This window comes from Pseudoalteromonas sp. CNAT2-18.1 (assembly GCF_022347865.1).
Classification (GTDB): domain Bacteria; phylum Pseudomonadota; class Gammaproteobacteria; order Enterobacterales; family Alteromonadaceae; genus Pseudoalteromonas; species Pseudoalteromonas ruthenica.
The window spans coordinates 1-17,212 of record NZ_JAKRFR010000007.1; the positions used below are offsets into that span (position 1 = coordinate 1).

At 45.5% G+C, this 17,212-nt stretch carries 24 protein-coding genes; 8 read left to right on the forward strand and 16 right to left on the reverse strand.

The window, feature by feature from the left end:
- The first annotated feature begins 290 nt into the window (after positions 1-290).
- A complete protein-coding gene (locus MHM94_RS15595) occupies positions 291-839 on the forward strand; it encodes a gamma carbonic anhydrase family protein (RefSeq protein ID WP_151172251.1) in 549 nt (182 codons plus the stop codon).
- Here MHM94_RS15595 and MHM94_RS15600 read toward each other — a convergent pair.
- Together MHM94_RS15600 and aroE are read right to left on the reverse strand one after the other, a co-directional pair.
- Entirely contained in the window at positions 811-1,059 is a 249-nt protein-coding gene (locus MHM94_RS15600; RefSeq protein WP_151172250.1) for a DUF1488 family protein, read from the reverse strand. The genes MHM94_RS15595 and MHM94_RS15600 overlap by 29 nt on opposite strands.
- The gene (aroE, locus tag MHM94_RS15605) at positions 1,056-1,880 is read right to left on the reverse strand and encodes a shikimate dehydrogenase (RefSeq protein WP_235420057.1); all 825 of its coding nucleotides are present in this window, start codon (positions 1,878-1,880) and stop codon (positions 1,056-1,058) included. The genes MHM94_RS15600 and aroE overlap by 4 nt, the downstream gene beginning before the upstream one ends.
- Positions 1,881-1,906: 26 nt before the next feature.
- On the opposite strand from aroE, the gene MHM94_RS15610 reads away from it, so the two are divergent.
- Positions 1,907-2,365 (forward strand): group II truncated hemoglobin, encoded by a 459-nt coding sequence (locus MHM94_RS15610; protein ID WP_151172248.1) that lies wholly within the window; start codon positions 1,907-1,909, stop codon positions 2,363-2,365.
- 73 nt (positions 2,366-2,438) lie between these two features.
- Here the strand turns inward: MHM94_RS15610 and MHM94_RS15615 are convergent, their stop codons facing one another.
- Positions 2,439-3,137: an NUDIX domain-containing protein gene (locus MHM94_RS15615; protein ID WP_138588055.1), complete on the reverse strand. Its 699-nt coding sequence runs from the start codon at positions 3,135-3,137 to the stop codon at positions 2,439-2,441.
- A gap of 181 nt (positions 3,138-3,318) precedes the next feature.
- Here MHM94_RS15615 and prs point away from each other — a divergent pair, with 181 nt between their 5' ends.
- Positions 3,319-4,173 (forward strand): ribose-phosphate diphosphokinase, encoded by an 855-nt coding sequence (gene prs, locus MHM94_RS15620; RefSeq protein ID WP_235420056.1) that lies wholly within the window; start codon positions 3,319-3,321, stop codon positions 4,171-4,173.
- A gap of 10 nt (positions 4,174-4,183) precedes the next feature.
- Positions 4,184-5,779 (forward strand): nicotinate phosphoribosyltransferase, encoded by a 1,596-nt coding sequence (locus MHM94_RS15625; RefSeq protein WP_235420055.1) that lies wholly within the window; start codon positions 4,184-4,186, stop codon positions 5,777-5,779.
- A 121-nt stretch (positions 5,780-5,900) separates the two neighbouring features.
- On the opposite strand, the gene hemF is transcribed toward MHM94_RS15625, so the two are convergent.
- The 6 genes from hemF to MHM94_RS15655 all read right to left on the reverse strand — a co-directional run bounded on the left by hemF (position 5,901) and on the right by MHM94_RS15655 (position 10,804).
- The gene (hemF, locus tag MHM94_RS15630; RefSeq protein WP_235420054.1) at positions 5,901-6,824 is read right to left on the reverse strand and encodes an oxygen-dependent coproporphyrinogen oxidase; all 924 of its coding nucleotides are present in this window, start codon (positions 6,822-6,824) and stop codon (positions 5,901-5,903) included.
- Between the two features lie 2 nt (positions 6,825-6,826).
- Entirely contained in the window at positions 6,827-7,390 is a 564-nt protein-coding gene (locus MHM94_RS15635; RefSeq protein WP_022946921.1) for an L-threonylcarbamoyladenylate synthase, read from the reverse strand.
- Between the two features lie 3 nt (positions 7,391-7,393).
- Positions 7,394-7,972: a topoisomerase DNA-binding C4 zinc finger domain-containing protein gene (locus tag MHM94_RS15640; protein WP_022946920.1), complete on the reverse strand. Its 579-nt coding sequence runs from the start codon at positions 7,970-7,972 to the stop codon at positions 7,394-7,396.
- Positions 7,973-8,033: 61 nt separating this feature from the next.
- Entirely contained in the window at positions 8,034-8,507 is a 474-nt protein-coding gene (locus tag MHM94_RS15645) for a DUF494 family protein (protein ID WP_022946919.1), read from the reverse strand.
- 1 nt (position 8,508) lies between these two features.
- Positions 8,509-9,630: a DNA-processing protein DprA gene (dprA, locus tag MHM94_RS15650; protein WP_235420053.1), complete on the reverse strand. Its 1,122-nt coding sequence runs from the start codon at positions 9,628-9,630 to the stop codon at positions 8,509-8,511.
- Positions 9,631-9,676: 46 nt separating this feature from the next.
- Complete coding sequence (locus MHM94_RS15655) at positions 9,677-10,804, reverse strand: LysM peptidoglycan-binding domain-containing protein (RefSeq protein ID WP_022946917.1); 1,128 nt, start codon at positions 10,802-10,804, stop codon at positions 9,677-9,679.
- Positions 10,805-10,934: 130 nt separating this feature from the next.
- Between MHM94_RS15655 and def the strand changes: the two genes are divergently transcribed.
- Genes def through trkA form a run of 4 tightly spaced genes read left to right on the forward strand, consistent with a single transcriptional unit; the run spans position 10,935 to position 15,079 of the window.
- Positions 10,935-11,447: a peptide deformylase gene (gene def, locus MHM94_RS15660; RefSeq protein WP_022946916.1), complete on the forward strand. Its 513-nt coding sequence runs from the start codon at positions 10,935-10,937 to the stop codon at positions 11,445-11,447.
- A gap of 12 nt (positions 11,448-11,459) precedes the next feature.
- Complete coding sequence (gene fmt / locus MHM94_RS15665) at positions 11,460-12,419, forward strand: methionyl-tRNA formyltransferase (RefSeq protein ID WP_022946915.1); 960 nt, start codon at positions 11,460-11,462, stop codon at positions 12,417-12,419.
- Positions 12,412-13,695, forward strand: coding sequence for a 16S rRNA (cytosine(967)-C(5))-methyltransferase RsmB (gene rsmB, locus MHM94_RS15670; protein WP_151172239.1), 1,284 nt, complete (start codon positions 12,412-12,414; stop codon positions 13,693-13,695). The genes fmt and rsmB overlap by 8 nt, the downstream gene beginning before the upstream one ends.
- Before the next feature lie 7 nt (positions 13,696-13,702).
- Positions 13,703-15,079 (forward strand): Trk system potassium transporter TrkA, encoded by a 1,377-nt coding sequence (gene trkA, locus MHM94_RS15675; protein ID WP_022946913.1) that lies wholly within the window; start codon positions 13,703-13,705, stop codon positions 15,077-15,079.
- Between the two features lie 68 nt (positions 15,080-15,147).
- Here trkA and MHM94_RS15680 read toward each other — a convergent pair whose 3' ends face one another.
- From MHM94_RS15680 to MHM94_RS15710, 7 genes are read right to left on the reverse strand one after another with little or no spacing between them, the layout of a single operon-like run.
- A complete protein-coding gene (locus MHM94_RS15680; RefSeq protein ID WP_022946912.1) occupies positions 15,148-15,363 on the reverse strand; it encodes an EF-hand domain-containing protein in 216 nt (71 codons plus the stop codon).
- Between the two features lie 27 nt (positions 15,364-15,390).
- Positions 15,391-15,609 carry a calmodulin gene (locus MHM94_RS15685; RefSeq protein ID WP_022946911.1) on the reverse strand — a complete coding sequence of 73 codons (219 nt, stop codon included), beginning with the start codon at positions 15,607-15,609 and terminating at the stop codon, positions 15,391-15,393.
- Positions 15,610-15,655: 46 nt separating this feature from the next.
- Positions 15,656-15,874: a calmodulin gene (locus MHM94_RS15690; RefSeq protein ID WP_022946910.1), complete on the reverse strand. Its 219-nt coding sequence runs from the start codon at positions 15,872-15,874 to the stop codon at positions 15,656-15,658.
- A 35-nt stretch (positions 15,875-15,909) separates the two neighbouring features.
- Positions 15,910-16,122, reverse strand: coding sequence for a calmodulin (locus MHM94_RS15695; protein WP_022946909.1), 213 nt, complete (start codon positions 16,120-16,122; stop codon positions 15,910-15,912).
- 51 nt (positions 16,123-16,173) lie between these two features.
- A complete protein-coding gene (locus tag MHM94_RS15700) occupies positions 16,174-16,383 on the reverse strand; it encodes an EF-hand domain-containing protein (protein ID WP_022946908.1) in 210 nt (69 codons plus the stop codon).
- 58 nt (positions 16,384-16,441) lie between these two features.
- Positions 16,442-16,651, reverse strand: a complete 210-nt coding sequence (locus tag MHM94_RS15705; protein ID WP_235420052.1) for a calmodulin — start codon at positions 16,649-16,651, stop codon at positions 16,442-16,444.
- Positions 16,652-16,709: 58 nt separating this feature from the next.
- Positions 16,710-16,919 (reverse strand): EF-hand domain-containing protein, encoded by a 210-nt coding sequence (locus MHM94_RS15710; protein WP_022946908.1) that lies wholly within the window; start codon positions 16,917-16,919, stop codon positions 16,710-16,712.
- Positions 16,920-17,212: the final 293 nt, after the last annotated feature.

Here is a 17,212-nt window from a genome sequence, read left to right on the forward strand (position 1 = left end):
TTGACTCACCCAACTCGTTGAAGTGCTTGTTTGTAAGCAGTCCGCCGTGTCGGTGGATGCGCATTATAGGGAGATTCGATTTCCACGCAACCCCTTTTTTAAAGAAAACTGCAAAAAATGGATCGTTCGCTCAAATTCCGGCCTATATAAACACTTTTACTACGTTATTAACGCTATAATTACCTCATGTTCGGGAGAAAACCGATCTCCCGAACACATTTTCGCCAACTCTATTGTGCTCCGGCAGAGCTCTAGCTAAAGTGGAACAAGATCACTTTAAAGGGATAACTATGACTATACAAAGCTACAAAGGTAAAGCACCGAATATTGATAAGACAGCCTATGTTCATGAGTCAGCTGTGCTGGTTGGAGATATAGAGGTCGCCGAGAACGCAAGTATTTGGCCACTGGTAGCCGCTCGCGGCGATGTAAACTATATGCGCATTGGTAAACGCACTAATATTCAAGATGGTTCGGTATTGCACCTTACGCGCGCCAGCAAAGCGAAACCCGAAGGTTACCCTCTTATTATTGGCGACGATGTCACGGTAGGACACAAGGCCATGCTCCATGGCTGCAAGTTAGGAAACCGTATTCTCGTTGGTATGGGTGCCATTATCATGGACAACGTCACCGTCGAAGATGATGTGATTATCGCCGGTGGCGCGCTTGTTCCCCCGAATAAAACGCTGCAGTCTGGATACTTGTATGTTGGCAGCCCAGCAAAGCAAGCTCGACCACTGAGCGATGACGAACGTACATTTTTGAAAGTATCCGCAGATAATTATGTGCGCTTAAAAGACGAATATCTTAACGAAGTGGTGCCAGTGGTGGAATAACCACTTGGCCCTCGGCGGTAAACTCCTCATCTTCGATAAGTTGCTGCGCGACCTCTTCGTAGTCAAATCTTAATTGCGCAAAGTGTGTAAGCGCATCACTGCGTTCGATATTGTTCATATCTATAGTGCAGGGTATTAGCATGCCATTGGCCATAGCGTAAAAGGTGAGTACACCATTGATGTACTCTACACGGTCTACGAATTGGATAGCTTGATTCATTTTAACTGCCCCTCTCTTAAGGCACGAATGACTGGCTCACAGTCAGGCATAAAGCCACGCCACAAGGCAAATGCATGAGCGGCTTGAGCCACCAGCATACCGAGACCATCAGCACAAGAAACATAACTGTTTATGTCACCTGCCCAGCGCATAAAGCTGGTTGGCTGATCGGCATAGTACATATCATAAGCATACTGGCAGTGTTGCATTACCTTAGTATCAATATCTGGCACCTGACCGTGAACACTGGACGAAGTGGAGTTGATAACAATATCAAAAGGGCCTTCACTTACCTGCGCAAAGCCACAGCCATGAACCGCTACGTTGCTATCTATACGCTCTGCCAACTGCTGTGCTTTACTTGCGGTACGATTAGCGATCGTGAGTGAGCCAATACCACTTTCAATTAAGGGTAACACAGCCCCTTTCGCAGCCCCTCCCGCTCCGAGTAACAATACATGTCTATCGCGCAGCGGACCAAAGGTCCTTTGCAAGTCGCTGACCAAGCCAATGCCGTCGGTGTTGTCGCCCATTAACTTGCCTTGCGGAGTAAGCACTAAGGTATTAACCGCTGCCGCTAATTGCGCGCGTTCAGTTAATGTGTCAGCCAACGCAAAAGCACGCTCTTTAAAAGGTAAAGTGACATTGGCTCCCTTGCCACCGGCGGCGAAAAAGTCAGTCACCGACTGCTCAAAGCTTTCTAACGGTGCTAAAATGCGCTGGTAATCCACGTCTATCCCCTGTTGGCGAGCAAACGCTTGGTGAATAAGGGGAGATTTAGAGTGCTTAATAGGGTTACCAAAAACCGCGTATTTATCCATTATCTTTCCTAATAATTGAGCAGGCTATGAAGCAGTTACTTAAACGCATCCTCAAAAAAGATGCAAATTCATCAACCACCGCTGCCAAAACCGAGCACCCGACCGTGTCACAAACCCCTTATGATATGATTGGAGGTGAGCCAGGGGCCCGTTCTCTAGCTAATCGATTTTACGACATTATGGCTCAAGATGAATACGCAAAACCTTTATATGATATGCATCCCCAGCCATTAGATCGCATTCGTCAGGTGTTTTTTGAGTTTCTCTCTGGCTGGCTCGGTGGGCCTGATTTATTTGTAGAACAATACGGTCACCCGCGCCTAAGACAGCGCCATATGCCCTTTCCTATTGATAAAGACTTACGCGACCAGTGGATGCATTGTATGAACAAAGCGCTTGATCAAGAAATTGACAACCCAGTATTGCGAGAAAACCTGCGCCAATCATTGGCACAGCTTGCTAGTCATATGATAAACCAGCACTAAATATGTTATCTCTATTAGGTTAGGGACAATTTATCCGAAATTAAGCAGTCACCATAAAATAATCCCCAAAGGATTATGTACTAAGGTTGCGTTCAAAATTAACGATATCTACGCCTGGCTTAACTCGGTACAACTGAGCGAACCGGCCACCTGACCTAACTTTTTCATCCATTTTTTCCAACATATCAGTTGCTTCTATACGCCTGATAATGGTCTTGCGCTGTACAGTTTTGCCTAAAATAGTTTCGATAACAGACTTGAACTGCCCAACGGTAAAGTATTCTGGTAAGCAATATACTGGCACCATTGAATACAAAGCCTTTTGCTTCAACCTCTGCCTTGCCTGCTCTACAATATATTTATGATCAAAGGCCACAGGTAGATCCTGTAAATCCCTCACACTTGTCCATTTCACATCATCAACTGTGGCTACATGTGCTGATGCGTTTCCCTCTGCGACGAGCGCAAAGTAGACCAGGGTTACACTAAATCCTCGTGGATCGCGACTCACTCCCGAATAGGTATGCAATTGCTCCAAATATTGAGGGGTGATATTAGTCTTTTCTTTTAATTTACGTAATGCGGTCATATCCGCATCATGGTCGATATCTATGTCAATAAAGCCACCCGGTAACGCCCATTGACCGGTAAAAGGGTCGCTCGCTCGCTTGACTAACAAAACCTTTAAATCCGCATCTTTTACAGTGAACAACACACTATCAACTGTAAATAGAGGGTTTTTATATTTTCTAATATCGTAACTATCAGCCACTTTCCCATCCACACTAAGATCTTAGCGACAAAATATCTGGTAGCCCCAAAAATTTCAACTAGCAGAGTTAACCGCTCCACTATGCTAGTCGCACTTTAGCTCAAAAAATATCTTGCTTGATTTAGGTACGTTTGATAACCTTCTTTGTGTCGATGGGACACAAAGATTGAAAGGATGCCAAATGAAAGTACTTAGCTATGACTCAGCAGGTAATAAATCACAGCTCGATTATGACAACTTCAGCTTTTCAGGGGGTGAAGAACATATTCGATTCAGCCCAGCCTCATTACTTCATACTGTAAAAATAGAAATTTTTGAACGGCTTAACGACTCATCAAAAGTGATCAGGCTGATGATGGCCGTTGATGCTTTAAGAAGAATAACAGGTGAGAGCACGACTATTGAGCTTGTGATCCCTTATTTTCCCTACGCTCGGCAAGATAGAGTGTGTGTAGAAGGTGAAGCATTGGGTGCCGCTGTTATGGCAAATATCATTAACAGCTTAAACTTTTCAAAAGTAACCATTTGGGATTCACACAGTGATGTCTCACCAGCTCTAATACATCGAGTAACCAATATCGAGCAGGTCTCGTTACTGGGACGGTGTGAAGAGTTAAACAAACGCTTATCTGTGGGTGAACTAACGCTAATCTCTCCTGATGCTGGTGCCAGCAAAAAGACACTTAGGATTTCCGAAAAATTTAATGGAGTGCCCGAAGTAATTCAAGCTCACAAAGTCAGAGATCTCAAAACGGGCGACATAATAAAAACCGAAGTACTAGGCGATGTTAAAGGTAAAAATGTACTGATCGCAGATGATATCTGTGATGGTGGGAGAACTTTTATTGAATTAGCGAAAGTACTCAAAAATGAAGGGGCTTTAGAAGTGTCTTTGTTCATTACCCATGGAATTTTTTCCAAAGGACTCGATGTGTTTGAGGGGCTGATCGATCACATCTATACAACCGACTCATTTAGACCCGCGAATGAGTTTAAAAGTAACAGCGATATAAATTTACAAATAATTGAGATGTAGGGACAACACCATGACTATTACAGCTGCAAGTATGCAAAAGGATGTTTATAAAGAGTTTCATAGTCGCGCTTACCACCCTAGTGTAACCGAAGTATATGCAAATTATACTTCTAGAAGTGGCAAGCTAAGCAACATAACAGACAATGACAAGGTAGCTTTTGTTGGCTTGCAATATTTTATAAAGAGCTACCTGTTAGAAGAGTGGAACGAGTTTTTTAAACAAGATAAAGCAGTTGCTGTAGCAACTCATAAGCGAATTATGAGCTCAATGCTTGGCTATTCTGTTGATGTTACATACCTAGAAGATCTTCATGATTTGGGGTATTTACCACTCAAAATCAAAGCACTGCCAGAAGGAACACTGGTTCCTTATTTAGTACCCCCCATCACAATAGTTAATACAAAACCGGGTTTTCAATGGCTGACCAATATGATCGAAACCGTGTTAAGTTGCGAGAATTGGCCAATTCAAACAAGCGCAACTACTTCTGTTGCCTATCTCAAAGTATTTAAAGAGTTTGCAACTAAAACGGGATTACCCGCTGATTTTGTGCCATTTCAAGGCCATGATTTCAGCTTTAGGGGAATGTTTGGCAAGCATGCAGCTGCCATGAGTGGCTTTGGCCATTTAGCATCAGGGTTAGTTGGCACAGATACTATTCCCGCAGTTTTATTCGCAGAGAAATACTACGGTGCAAATGTTGATAAAGAACTAGTTGGCTGCTCAGTAGATGCAACAGAGCACTCGGTAACTTGCTCTTGGATTATGGAGGGAGAAATTGAGTTTTTTAAATACCTAATGAAAGAACAATCCCCAAAAGGAATACTAAGCGTAGTGTCTGATACCTGGGACTTCTGGACTTTAGTCACTGATTACCTCCCACAATTAAAAGACGATATTATGATGCGGGACGGTACGTTAGTTATTCGTCCTGACTCAGGAGACCCTGTAAAAATACTCACAGGATACAAAGTTTCCCCTGTCTCAGATTACAGTGAGCTATTTCAGAACCAGATCGAGGCTGAAAAAGAAGCAATTTCGCAAGGGTATGAGGCCTACAGGTTTAATGGTGAATACTTTGGATTCGAAAATAATTCGACCATTAGGCTCATGGAGTGCGAAGTTAAAGGCTTGATAGAGTGCCTCTGGGACATTTTTGGTGGCACGACTACGGCTCAAGGATACAAGTTGTTGGATGATCATATTGGCGCAATTTACGGGGACGCAATCACCCTAAGTCGTCAGCGTCAGATACTACAACGACTCATGGATAAAGGCTTCGCATCAAAGGTTGTTTTAGGTATTGGTTCATATAGCTACCAATACGTAACTCGAGATACACATGGCTCGGCAGTTAAAGCCACAAGTGTAGTAAAGGATGGTCAACGTTTAGCCATCTTCAAAGACCCTAAAACAGACGCTAAAAAGAAATCATCGAAAGGGTTGTTAAAGGTAGAACGTATTGATGGTGAACTAACCCTATTTGATAACGTATCAGAACAAGAGGAGCAACAAGGACTTTTAGACGTTGTTTTTGAAGATGGTAAGTTATTAAAAGAGACAACCCTTGACGAAATCAGAGCCTTAATAGCTCAACAGGTTTAGCGGTTTTAGGTTGGACAACAGTTAACAAACACTATCTACTTATGGTAAGAACATGAACGTGCTTTATCAGGGCTGTCATGTTCTTACCAACTTGATGAATCTATCAACCTCGTGAAATCATCTATTTTTCACTCATATCTAGCCAGTCCTGTGGCTTTAAGTAATGCTCGTATAGTTTCGCCTCAGCAGTGCCTGGGGCGGGAGTATAGTCATATTCCCACCTCGCCAGTGGTGGCATAGACATGAGAATAGACTCTGTGCGGCCACCGCTTTGCAAGCCAAATAAAGTGCCTCGGTCCCAAACTAAATTGAACTCTACATAACGACCGCGACGATAAAGCTGAAATTGGCGCTGCTGTTCGTCATAGTCAGTGTCTTTTCGCTTACTGACTATCGGCAGATAAGCATCTAAATAGCCATTACCCACTGCCTGCATAAAGGCAAAACTTTTTTCGAATCCCCATTCATTCAGATCATCAAAAAATAATCCGCCAACACCTCGAGTTTCATCACGATGTTTCAAATAGAAGTAATCATCACACCACTTCTTATATTTTGGATACACATCCTCCCCGAATGGATCGCATAAATCTTTAGCAACCTGATGCCAATGCTCTACATCTTCACGTTCAGGGTAAAAAGGTGTTAAATCAAATCCACCACCAAACCACCAAATAGGCTGCTCGCCCTCTTTTTCAGCGATAAAAAAGCGTACGTTGGCATGGCTGGTTGGGATATGCGGGTTTTTCGGATGAATAACCAATGAGACACCACACGCATGAAAACTTCGTCCAGCAAGCTCAGGCCGATGTGCTGTTGCTGATGCCGGCATTGACGCACCAAACACGTGAGAAAAATTGACACCGCCTTGTTCGATAATAGCGCCGTCACGAATAACGCGCGTACGTCCGCCACCGCCCTCTTCTCGCTGCCAAGCATCTTCTACAAACTGTGCCTTGCCATCAGCCTGCTCTAGACCAGCGCAGATCTCATCCTGCAACGTTTTAAGGTATTCTTTCACTTGTGCTAAAAGTTGTGATGCCATGATTAACCTCGAAACGTTTGCCCGCTGAGGGCGTCTTTTATGGTGCTGGGCTGTTGCTGGCCACCTAAGGGTTCATCAACATAGCAACCCACTTGTTCGGCAAACGCCGCTTTCGCAGCCGCAATTGAGCTAACCGGCTGCTCGCCACTTAAGTTGGCACTCGTTGACACTAAAGGGCCACCAAAGGCTTGGCATAAACGCTTCACAGTTGGGTGATTGGTCACTCGCACCGCTATGCTATCAAACTTGCCAGTAAGCCATTTTGGCGTATCAGCGGCAGCCGGCATCACCCAAGTGACAGGGCCTGGCCACTGCGAAAAGATATCAGCGCGCTTATCCATAGGAATTTTGTGATCGGCCACATAAGGCAGTAACTGACCGTAATTATCGGCAATAAGAATTAAACCCTTCTCAACCGGACGCTGCTTAATAGCCAATAGCTTTTCTACTGCCTGTTGGTTCATTGGGTCGCAACCCAGCCCGTACACGGCCTCTGTTGGGTAAAGAATAACCTCACCCTGTTGTAAGCTTTCTACAACCGGGTCTACTGTGATTGGCTCTGACACCTTCTAACTCTCCACATTCTCAGCTTGTTTATGCCCACAGGACTTTTGCGGACATTGTAACACAGGTCCCCCAGCAAGATTACGCTTGACCATGACCGGCCAATCACACTGAGGGCAAGCATGAGCCACGGGCTCATAGTTCAAGCTGTATTTGCATTTGGGGTAAGCATCGCAAGAGTAAAAAGTTTTACCATATTTATTACTACGTTTAGTTAAACGACCATCATGACACTTTGGGCAGGTTACTAGGTTTTGCTCTGGCTGCTGTTGCTTTTGATCGGCGATGTAATGGCACTGAGGGAAATTGGTACAACCGATAAACATGCCAAAGCGGCCGTTTTTCACCGCTAAAGGCGAATCACACTCAGGACAGGGATTATCGTCTAATACCTTAAGTACGGCTGTGTCATGTTGGTGCAAAGGACGAATGAAGTCACACTTCGGGTAGGCTGCGCACCCTAAAAAAGGACCGTTCTTAGAGTGCCGCATCACCAACTCACAACCACACTGGGGACATACCTCGTATTCTTTCTCTAGAGCATGTTGATTAGCATTAAATAACGAATGGTCGATCTTGCTCACGCACTACTCGCACTTTGGTGAATTTGCGCCCAATATACTGACCCCAACACAGAGATCAAGCTTAATGCAGTGTTGGGTTCGGGTCATCGAAAATTAAATCTTCCATTTGTGCATAAGCCTGCTCCTGCCCAGGCACACTTAACAACACCATCAGCACCACCCACTTCAAATCGTCCAGTGCAATTTGCTCTTGGTCCAGTGCCACAGCGCGATCGATAACCATCTCTCGAGTTGTGCTATCTATAACGCCAATTTGCTCTAGGAACATCAAAAAGCCTTGGCACTGAGTATCAAGTTTCATACTTTCGTATTCGGTATAGATACGGCATGCTCCAGTTGGGGCATTATGCAAATAAGGGCGCTCGTCGCTATATTGCAACTGAGCTAATTGCTCCAACCAATCCAGTGCTTTAAATATTTCGCTGTTGTTGAACCCCGCTTTACGTAATTCGTCGGTGAGTACGTTCTCTTCTACAAAAATTTCACTCTCGCTGTGAATATAGTTTTCAAACAAATACATTAGGATATCAAACATGTTACCCGCCCCCTGTTTTTACATAGCCCTCTGAGGTGCTCTCTATTAGCCCCTCCAGCTCTAAATCGACTAGTTGCGTCAGTAGTTCTGTAATGGGTACTTCGGCACTACTAGCAATATCATCAACGCAAGTAGGCTCGTAACCAATATGACGAAGTATGCTGTTTTCATCCTCACGGTAAGTAGGTTCACTCTTTATATATAGACCGTTTTGCGCAGAAAAACCTAACTCGAGCAATACATCTTTTGCCGATTCGACCAAGGCCGCGCCCTCTTTTATTAGCTTATGGCAGCCTTTGGCATAGGGATTATTAATCGAGCCCGGTATAGCCATCACCTCTCGGTTGTAGTCCGCAGCCAGTTCGGCCGTGATCAATGAGCCACTCTTACGCTCAGCCTCAACCACTAAAGTGGCGACCGATAAGCCAGCTATAATGCGATTGCGTCTAGGAAAATGCATAGCCCGAGCCGGAGTTGTGGGCACAAACTCACTGACTAACAGACCCTTTGCCAAAATATCATCACGTAAGGCTTTATTGCGGCGGGGATAACAAATATCAACACCGGTGCCAAGCACAGCTACAGTTTGACCTGTCGCCATCAGTGCCCCCTGATGAGACATGGCGTCTACGCCCATTGCCATGCCTGAAGTGATTATTAGCCCCGCAGCACTCAATTGCTGGGCTATTTCTTGGGCACATCGCTTCCCAGCAAGCGAAGCACTGCGACTGCCGACCATCGCGATTTGTGGTCGTTTGAGAAGCTGGGTATTGCCTCTGCAAAACAGTAATAGCGGTGCATCGGGTAACTCAGCTAACAGCTCGGGGTAAGCAGACGTACCCAAGGCTATAACATCAATACCTTGATGTTTGAATGCTTGAATCTTGCGCTTGTAGTTAGCAATATTAAGCGCTGAAAGGGCTCCAATGATGTTGGCTTTTACGCCGTAGCATTGCAAACACTCAGGCTCCGTAACCATGCGGGCTAACGGTACGTGCGTAAGCAGCTTATTGACATCGCGGCAGCTGAGTCCACGAACATAGAGCAAAGCCAGTAATGCGGCTTGATGGAAATGTAAATCGGCCTCTGACGAGGCCGATGATAAAGGTAACTGTTGTGCCATGCTCCCTCCTTGAGCACAACCCAACGCAGTGTACGATCAGCTGTTACTAATTAACACTGACTACATCGCCAACGCGAATTGGGCGTAGCGTTTTTGTGACAATGGCATAGCTCACTCTATCTTGTACTTTCAGTACCATAAGCTCGCCGACTTTCTCTTTCGGCATATGCCACGTGGTGTTGTCACCATCCTCTTCGAAATTAAAGGACTCTTCAATGTTAGACGCAACTTTCTCGTAAGTGCTCGCGTCTTCTTTATAACTTGGTCCATCATCACCATCAACCACGGTGGGTGACTGTCGACGAATATCAAACATATGTCCTGCTTTCACTTCGTCTGTCAGGCCACGATTGAGTACCACGATGTCCATCTTGCTGAATTCACGCAGCTCATTGGTTGACGCAATAATTTCGCCATCAATTTCCTTGTCAGGGCGACGCATTTTAAAGAACGCAGGCAAGCTTTGCCCTTCGCTGACGGGCAGTAAGAAATCACCAGCATTAATTTCACGCTTCACATCGTTAACAAACACAGAGGCTGGTACACCGTTATCGAAGTCTCCCGAGCGGAACGCACGCGCAGTGGCAACGAGTTTCACCTCGTAGCCAAGCACTTCTTCTGTTTGTGGGTCAATGTAAGGATCATCTTTGTGGTAAATAGCGTAGTTACGGTTACGTTCTAAATCGCCTTTAACGTAAAGAATGTGGCCTTTAGTTGGGCGCTTAACGTTCTCGTTAGCACCTAACACATAGGGCTGAGCCGCTATTTGCTCTTCACTTAGCGCCTGTTCATAGGTTAAAAATGGACGCAATAGCTCTAAAGAAATAGTTGGAATAGCGCTATCACTCTTCATGGTTTTGCGACCATGGGGAGTTAGTTTTTGATAGTTTTCTGGACGCTCCATCACTAAGCGAGGTCGACCCTGAGCGTCATACACAAGGTATAACGTATCACCCGGATATATAAGGTGAGGGTTATCAATTTGTGGATTCATTTGCCACAGCTCTGGCCATAACCAAGGCTTGTCCAAATAAATAGCAGAGATATCCCATAACGTATCTCCCTTTTCTACCACATACTGCTCAGGGGCATTTTCTTTTACCGTTAGAACATCTGCTAATGATGGAAAAGCAGCCGCAAGTGCTAATACGGCAGCCGATAGCTGTTTTATCATTGTAATGAGCTTCCTCAAGCTTGTTTTATTATAATTATTACCCAATAACCTGTTAAAGGTGCACACGAATGGCTAAAATAAAAACATAACACAATACCCGATATTTAGCACAATTTTTAATAAGGTAGCTATGGCACTTTTAGAAGTACTTCGATTCCCTGATGAACGTTTGCGCACAGTCGCTCAACCAGTAACCGATATTAACGATGACGTTCGCACCATCGTCAAAGACATGTTAGAGACCATGTACGATGAAAATGGTATTGGTCTTGCGGCCACCCAGGTTGATATTCATCAGCGTATCGTCGTCATCGATGTTTCCGACGAGCGCGACCAGCCGTTGGTTCTTATTAATCCTGAGATTACTCATAAAGACGGCTCTACGGTCAGTGAAGAGGGTTGTCTATCCGTTCCAAATTCCTATGCGAAGGTTGATCGCGCTGAAACGGTGACAGTAAAAGCCCTGAACGAACAAGGTGAAGAGTTTAGCCTTGACGCCGACGGTTTACTGGCCATTTGCATTCAACATGAATTAGATCATCTACTAGGTAAGCTATTCATTGATTACTTATCTCCTTTGAAGCGCCAACGTATTCGCAAGAAGCTTGAAAAAGAAGCGCGTCTTGCCGCAAAAGCTCAGTAACAAGGATAAACAGTGACTCAAGCTCTTCGCATCGTATTTGCCGGTACGCCGGATTTTGCCGCCCGCCATTTGCAGGCACTTATTGACTCAGAACATGAGGTGGTTGGCGTGTACAGCCAACCTGATCGCCCCGCAGGTAGAGGAAAAAAGCTCAAGGCCAGTGAGGTTAAAACGCTTGCTTTAGAGCATAACTTACCTGTTTATCAGCCAACTTCTCTAAAAGACGAGCAGGCACAACAGCAACTTGCAGAGCTAAACGCCGACGTTATGGTGGTAGTTGCGTACGGGTTGTTATTGCCAAAAGCGATTTTAACAACCCCCAGATTAGGTTGCCTCAATGTCCACGGCTCCATTTTACCTCGCTGGCGAGGCGCAGCCCCTATTCAGCGCGCTATCTGGGCTGGCGATAAGGAAACGGGCATCACTATTATGCAAATGGATGAAGGTCTTGATACTGGCGATATGCTGAGTATTGCTCGTTGCCCTATCGCAGCTGATGAAACCTCAGCTTCATTGTACGCCAAGCTTGCGCAGCTAGGCCCTTCAGCGTTAATTGATACCTTAGCCAAGCTCTCTACCATAGAGCCAGAGCCCCAAGACGATGCTCAAGCAAACTACGCTAAAAAATTATCTAAAGAAGAGGCGGAGTTAGACTGGCAGCTTGATGCCGAGCAATTAGCTCGCAACGTGAGAGCCTTTAACCCATGGCCTATTTGTTTTACCAAGATGCAAGGCAATACCGTCAAGGTATGGCAAGCCGACGTTGTTACCGAGCAAGGTGCACCAGGGCAAATATTGCGGGCCGATAAAAACGGTATTGTGGTCGCCTGCACCAACCATGCTCTGTGCATTACCGAGCTTCAACCGCCAGGTAAAAAACCCATGTCCGCCCAAGACTTTTTAAACGGCCGAGCCGATTGGGTCAGTGTGGGTAGCACCTTGGCACATATTGCAGGCGAAACCCATGAGTAATGTTCGCGCCCAAGCGGCGCACACACTCTATCACGTCGTCGATCGCGGGGTTTCTCTCTCGGCAGCTCTGCCCCGCTACAGCCGGGACCTCAATCCAAAAGATAAGGCTTTGATGCAGCAGATCTGTTATGGCGTCTTACGCTACCTGCCAAGCCTAGAGTTTTATTGTCAGCAACTGCTGGATGAGCCCCTCAAAGGTAAACGTCGTGTCTATCAGTTTTTACTCTATGTTGGCCTGTATCAATTAATACATATGCGTGTTCCCGAGCATGCCGCAGTGGGTGAAACCGTTAATGCACTCAAAGCGATGCGCGCACCAGGCCTGAAAGGCCTAGTTAACGCCGTATTACGGAGTTTTCAGCGCCAACGCGATGAGCTCGAAGCCGCAGCAACACAGATCGATGCTTGTAAATATAATCACCCAGGCTGGTTATTAAAAAAACTTAAGCGCGACTACCCAGAACATTGGCACACCATTGTTGCCCAAAACCAGGCGCAAGCGCCCATGTGGTTACGCGTGAATCAACGTCAGTATACTTGCGAGCAATATGCGCACCTGCTCAGCAAACAAGGTATCGAGTACAGTCAATTTGCCGATTACCAAGATGCAATAAAGCTTAAAAAAGCAGTAGATGTGCAGAAACTACCAGAGTTTTTCGCAGGGGCAAGCTCTGTCCAAGATGCAGCTGCTCAGCAAGCCGCAAGGCTGCTTGGTGCACAAGATGGTGAATATGTGCTCGACGCCTGCGCCGCACCGGGCGGCAAAACCTGTCACATACTTGAGTTGGCCGATGCAAAAGTGATGGCGCTTGACTGTGATGCTGAACGCCTAGACAAAGTGCGCGCTAACTTACAGCGATTACAGCTTGATGCCGAACTTGTTTGCGCCCAAGCACAAGACACTGAGTCATGGTGGCAAGGTCAGCAATTTGATCGCATTTTATTGGATGTTCCCTGCTCAGCAACAGGGGTGATACGCCGTCATCCTGATATTAAATGGTTAAGACGACACTCTGATATTGACGAGCTCGCTAAGCTACAGGGACAAATCCTTGATGCTATTTGGCCATTATTGAAGCCGGGCGGAACTTTACTTTATGCAACTTGTTCGGTGCTATCAGAAGAAAATCAAGAGCAGATGAAAGCCTTCTTCACACGCCATCGTGATGCTCAGCATAGCCCACTGCACGAGCAAGACTCTATAGCTCAACCAGGGTGGCAATTATTACCTGGCGACACCGATGGCTTCTATTACGCAAAAATAATAAAACAGTGATATAGCAATGAAAATTATCATCTTAGGCGCGGGGCAAGTCGGCGGAACACTGGCTGAAAACCTTGTCGGCGAGCAGAACGAAATCACCGTTGTCGACATTGATGGCGATCGCTTGCGCGAGCTACAGGACAAATATGACCTGCAAGGAGTCACTGGGCACAGTGCTCACCCCGATATTTTGCGCAAGGCCGGCGCTGAAGATGCTGATATGATTATTGCCGTCACCAGCTCCGATGAAGTCAATATGGTGGCCTGCCAAGTGGCCTACAGTATTTTTAATACCCCCACCAAGATTGCCCGTATTCGCTCGGAGCAATACCTGCGCTATCGTCAGCAGTTGTTCCATAATGACGATTTGCCGGTGGACCACTATATCGCTCCTGAGCAACTTGTTACCAAGTACATCCGCCGCCTTATTGATTATCCGGGCGCCTTACAAGTGCTGCAATTTGCCGATGGCAAGTTGTCTCTGGTCGCAGTCAAAGCCTACTATGGCGGTTTACTCGTTGGTTATGCGCTATCAGCATTGAAAGAACACATTCCCAATGTAGAGACTCGTGTTGCTGCAATTTACCGCCAAGGCAAGGCTATCAAACCCTTGGGCACCACAGTGATCGAAGCCGACGATGAGATCTTCTTTATTGCCGCAACCAAGCATATTCGTGCGGTAATGAGTGAACTGCAAAAGCTTGAGCGTTCTTATAAGAAGATCATGATCGCCGGTGGCGGTAACATTGGTGCTGGCTTGGCCCGCTCGTTGGAAAAAAACCATAGCGTTAAGCTGCTGGAGCGTAACCCACAACGAGCTGAGCAACTATCTGAAATGCTCGATGATACTGTGGTTTTTTGTGGTGATGCGTCTGATCAGGAGCTGCTATCAGAAGAGCATATTGAGCAAGTCGATGTATTCATTGCAGTGACCAATGACGACGAAGCCAATATTATGTCAGCGATGTTGGCAAAACGTATGGGGGCGCAAAAAACCATGGTGCTCATTCAACGTGGCGCCTATGTTGACTTGGTGCAAGGCGGCGAAATTGACATTGCTATTTCACCACAGCAAGCGACCATTTCAGCCCTGCTGACTCACGTAAGACGCGGTGACATCGTCAATGTTTACTCGTTACGTAAAGGCGCGGCAGAGGCAATTGAAGCCGTAGCCCATGGTGATGAGAACACCTCTAAAGTGGTAGGCAGAGCTATCTCTGAAATTAAACTACCTGCAGGGACCACTATTGGCGCTATCGTGCGCAATGATGACGTACTGATAGCCCATGATGATACAGTGATCCAAAGTGGTGACCATGTCATTATGTTCTTGATAGATAAAAAACACATTCATGTGGTTGAGAAGCTCTTCCAGGTCAGCGCAATGTTTCTGTAAAACATAAAAAAGCAGCCTTAGTGGGTGGACTAAGACTGCTTTTGCGTTGCTCTAATGGGTCTGGGTATTTACTCAGCGTGAGCAAATTCTTCCTTAGATAGCTCGCCATTTCCATCAATATCAAGCTCATCAAATTTAGTTAGAATCGCTGCATCTGCACTTGCCTCTTCCTTGCTGATGCTGCCATTACCGTCGACATCCAATGTATCAAAAGTAGAACCTGCGATAGCTGTTGCAGAAGAAGCCAAAATCGCCATAGCAAGTAGTGTGTTAGTCGTTTTCATCACGCTCTCCTCTTAGTTGGCGTTAAATTACTCAGCTTTTGCGAATTCTTTTTCGCTCAGCTCACCGTCTTTATTGGCGTCCAAATCCTTGAACTGCTGCATTAGCTCTGGATACTTAGACGCTTCTTCCATGCTGATAGCGCCATTGCTATCTACGTCTACACTGTTAAAGTCCATATCCAATGCGAATGCTGATGATGCGCTTACTAAACCTACGATAGCGACTGCTTTTGTCGAATTTTTCATAATGTATCCTCTTTACTGTGTGGTGTTGTCCGGTGTTGCGCAGTCGTTACTGCGCTTTAGCAAATTCTTGCTCAGATAACTCACCGTTCATGTCAGTATCCAAGTCTTTAAATTGACTCATAAGCTCAGGATACTTAGACGCCTCTTCCATACTGATAGCGCCGTTGCCGTCGGCATCGATAGTGTTGAAATCTGCATCCAGTGCGAAAGCTGAAGATGCGCCTACAAGTGCCATTAATGCGACTGTGTGTTTCATGGTTTTCATAACTTGCTCCTTACCTTGTTTGGTAAATAATTGGGTTACTCGGCTTTTTCGAACTCTGCTTTTGAGAGCTCACCGTTGCCATCTGTATCGAGTTGATCGAACTGCTCCATTAGAGCGGCATCGACAGAGGCCTCTTGAACACTGATAGCGCCATTGCCGTCGGCATCAAGTGCGTTAAAATCTGCTGCAAATACAGCGCTTGATGCAGCTAAAGTGACAAATGCGATTGTTGACGTCATACCTTTCATAACAAATCCCTCTTAATGGAAATAAAGTGCGTGAGAAAGAGCGAATAGCGCTTAAGCTTGCTCGAACTCTTCTTTTGAAAGCTCACCGTTACCATCGGTATCTAGCTTGTCGAAGTGTTTGCTAAGCTCTGCATCCACTGCTGCTTCTTGCTTGCTGATAGCGCCATTGCCGTCTGCATCTAAAGTAGAGAAATCTGCTGCAAACGCTGCGCTTGAAGCTGCTAAAGTTATAAGTGCTAAAGTTGAAGTCATGCGTTTCATAATAAGTATCCTTCTGGACTGAAAACTAAAATCTGAAATTGATGTTTAAACTAAGCGCTTAAGCTTGTTCAAACTCTTCTTTTGACAGCTCACCGTTACCATCGGTATCTAGCTTGTCGAAGTGTTTGCTAAGCTCTGCATCCACTGCTGCTTCTTGCTTGCTGATAGCGCCATTGCCGTCTGCATCTAAAGTAGAGAAATCTGCTGCAAATGCTGCGCTTGAAGCTACTAAAGTGATAAGTGCTAAAGTTGAAGTCATGCGTTTCATAATAAGTATCCTTCTGGACTGAAAACTAAAATCTGAAATTGATGTTTAAACTAAGCGCTTAAGCTTGTTCAAACTCTTCTTTTGACAGCTCACCGTTACCATCGGTATCTAGCTTGTCGAAGTGTTTGCTAAGCTCTGCATCCACTGCTGCTTCTTGCTTGCTGATAGCGCCATTGCCGTCTGCATCTAAAGTAGAGAAATCTGCTGCAAACGCTGCGCTTGAAGCTGCTAAAGTGATAAGTGCTAAAGTTGAAGTCATGCGTTTCATACTCAATATCCTTCTTTACTTGTTGAAATCTGTGTCAGTAACGTTCTGTGCTAATTGCTACTGCGTTTTAAACTCACCCTGACTATTACAAGTCCGGTGCCAACATTAAAAAAGCACTATTTATCATGGAGATATATGTAAATCAGGGGAGTTAAGAGCCGTTACACTATGTTTTTCTGTTGCCCTTTTGCGACACAGTTCAGGCTTAAAAGACAATATCTATATTTTTCAATAGGTTATTTTGCAACTTCTCACCTTGAATTCAGCCAATTACCTGCCAGGATTGAGCTGAA

Excerpts from the sequence above, each read along its gene's own strand:
- MHM94_RS15690 (WP_022946910.1), bottom strand. The coding sequence starts at position 15,874 with ATGAAAACCATGAAACACACAGTCGCATTAATGGCACTTGTAGGCGCA.
- MHM94_RS15710 (WP_022946908.1), bottom strand. The coding sequence starts at position 16,919 with ATGAAACGCATGACTTCAACTTTAGCACTTATCACTTTAGCAGCTTCA.
- def (WP_022946916.1), top strand. The coding sequence starts at position 10,935 with ATGGCACTTTTAGAAGTACTTCGATTCCCTGATGAACGTTTGCGCACA.
- MHM94_RS15610 (WP_151172248.1), top strand. The coding sequence starts at position 1,907 with ATGAAGCAGTTACTTAAACGCATCCTCAAAAAAGATGCAAATTCATCA.
- MHM94_RS15680 (WP_022946912.1), bottom strand. The coding sequence starts at position 15,363 with ATGAAAACGACTAACACACTACTTGCTATGGCGATTTTGGCTTCTTCT.
- MHM94_RS15645 (WP_022946919.1), bottom strand. The coding sequence starts at position 8,507 with ATGTTTGATATCCTAATGTATTTGTTTGAAAACTATATTCACAGCGAG.
- MHM94_RS15600 (WP_151172250.1), bottom strand. The coding sequence starts at position 1,059 with ATGAATCAAGCTATCCAATTCGTAGACCGTGTAGAGTACATCAATGGT.
- MHM94_RS15705 (WP_235420052.1), bottom strand. The coding sequence starts at position 16,651 with ATGAAACGCATGACTTCAACTTTAGCACTTATCACTTTAGTAGCTTCA.
- prs (WP_235420056.1), top strand. The coding sequence starts at position 3,319 with ATGAAAGTACTTAGCTATGACTCAGCAGGTAATAAATCACAGCTCGAT.
- MHM94_RS15700 (WP_022946908.1), bottom strand. The coding sequence starts at position 16,383 with ATGAAACGCATGACTTCAACTTTAGCACTTATAACTTTAGCAGCTTCA.
- trkA (WP_022946913.1), top strand. The coding sequence starts at position 13,703 with ATGAAAATTATCATCTTAGGCGCGGGGCAAGTCGGCGGAACACTGGCT.
- MHM94_RS15695 (WP_022946909.1), bottom strand. The coding sequence starts at position 16,122 with ATGAAAGGTATGACGTCAACAATCGCATTTGTCACTTTAGCTGCATCA.
- dprA (WP_235420053.1), bottom strand. The coding sequence starts at position 9,630 with ATGGCACAACAGTTACCTTTATCATCGGCCTCGTCAGAGGCCGATTTA.
- rsmB (WP_151172239.1), top strand. The coding sequence starts at position 12,412 with ATGAGTAATGTTCGCGCCCAAGCGGCGCACACACTCTATCACGTCGTC.
- MHM94_RS15655 (WP_022946917.1), bottom strand. The coding sequence starts at position 10,804 with ATGATAAAACAGCTATCGGCTGCCGTATTAGCACTTGCGGCTGCTTTT.
- MHM94_RS15625 (WP_235420055.1), top strand. The coding sequence starts at position 4,184 with ATGACTATTACAGCTGCAAGTATGCAAAAGGATGTTTATAAAGAGTTT.
- hemF (WP_235420054.1), bottom strand. The coding sequence starts at position 6,824 with ATGGCATCACAACTTTTAGCACAAGTGAAAGAATACCTTAAAACGTTG.
- MHM94_RS15595 (WP_151172251.1), top strand. The coding sequence starts at position 291 with ATGACTATACAAAGCTACAAAGGTAAAGCACCGAATATTGATAAGACA.
- MHM94_RS15685 (WP_022946911.1), bottom strand. The coding sequence starts at position 15,609 with ATGAAAAATTCGACAAAAGCAGTCGCTATCGTAGGTTTAGTAAGCGCA.
- aroE (WP_235420057.1), bottom strand. The coding sequence starts at position 1,880 with ATGGATAAATACGCGGTTTTTGGTAACCCTATTAAGCACTCTAAATCT.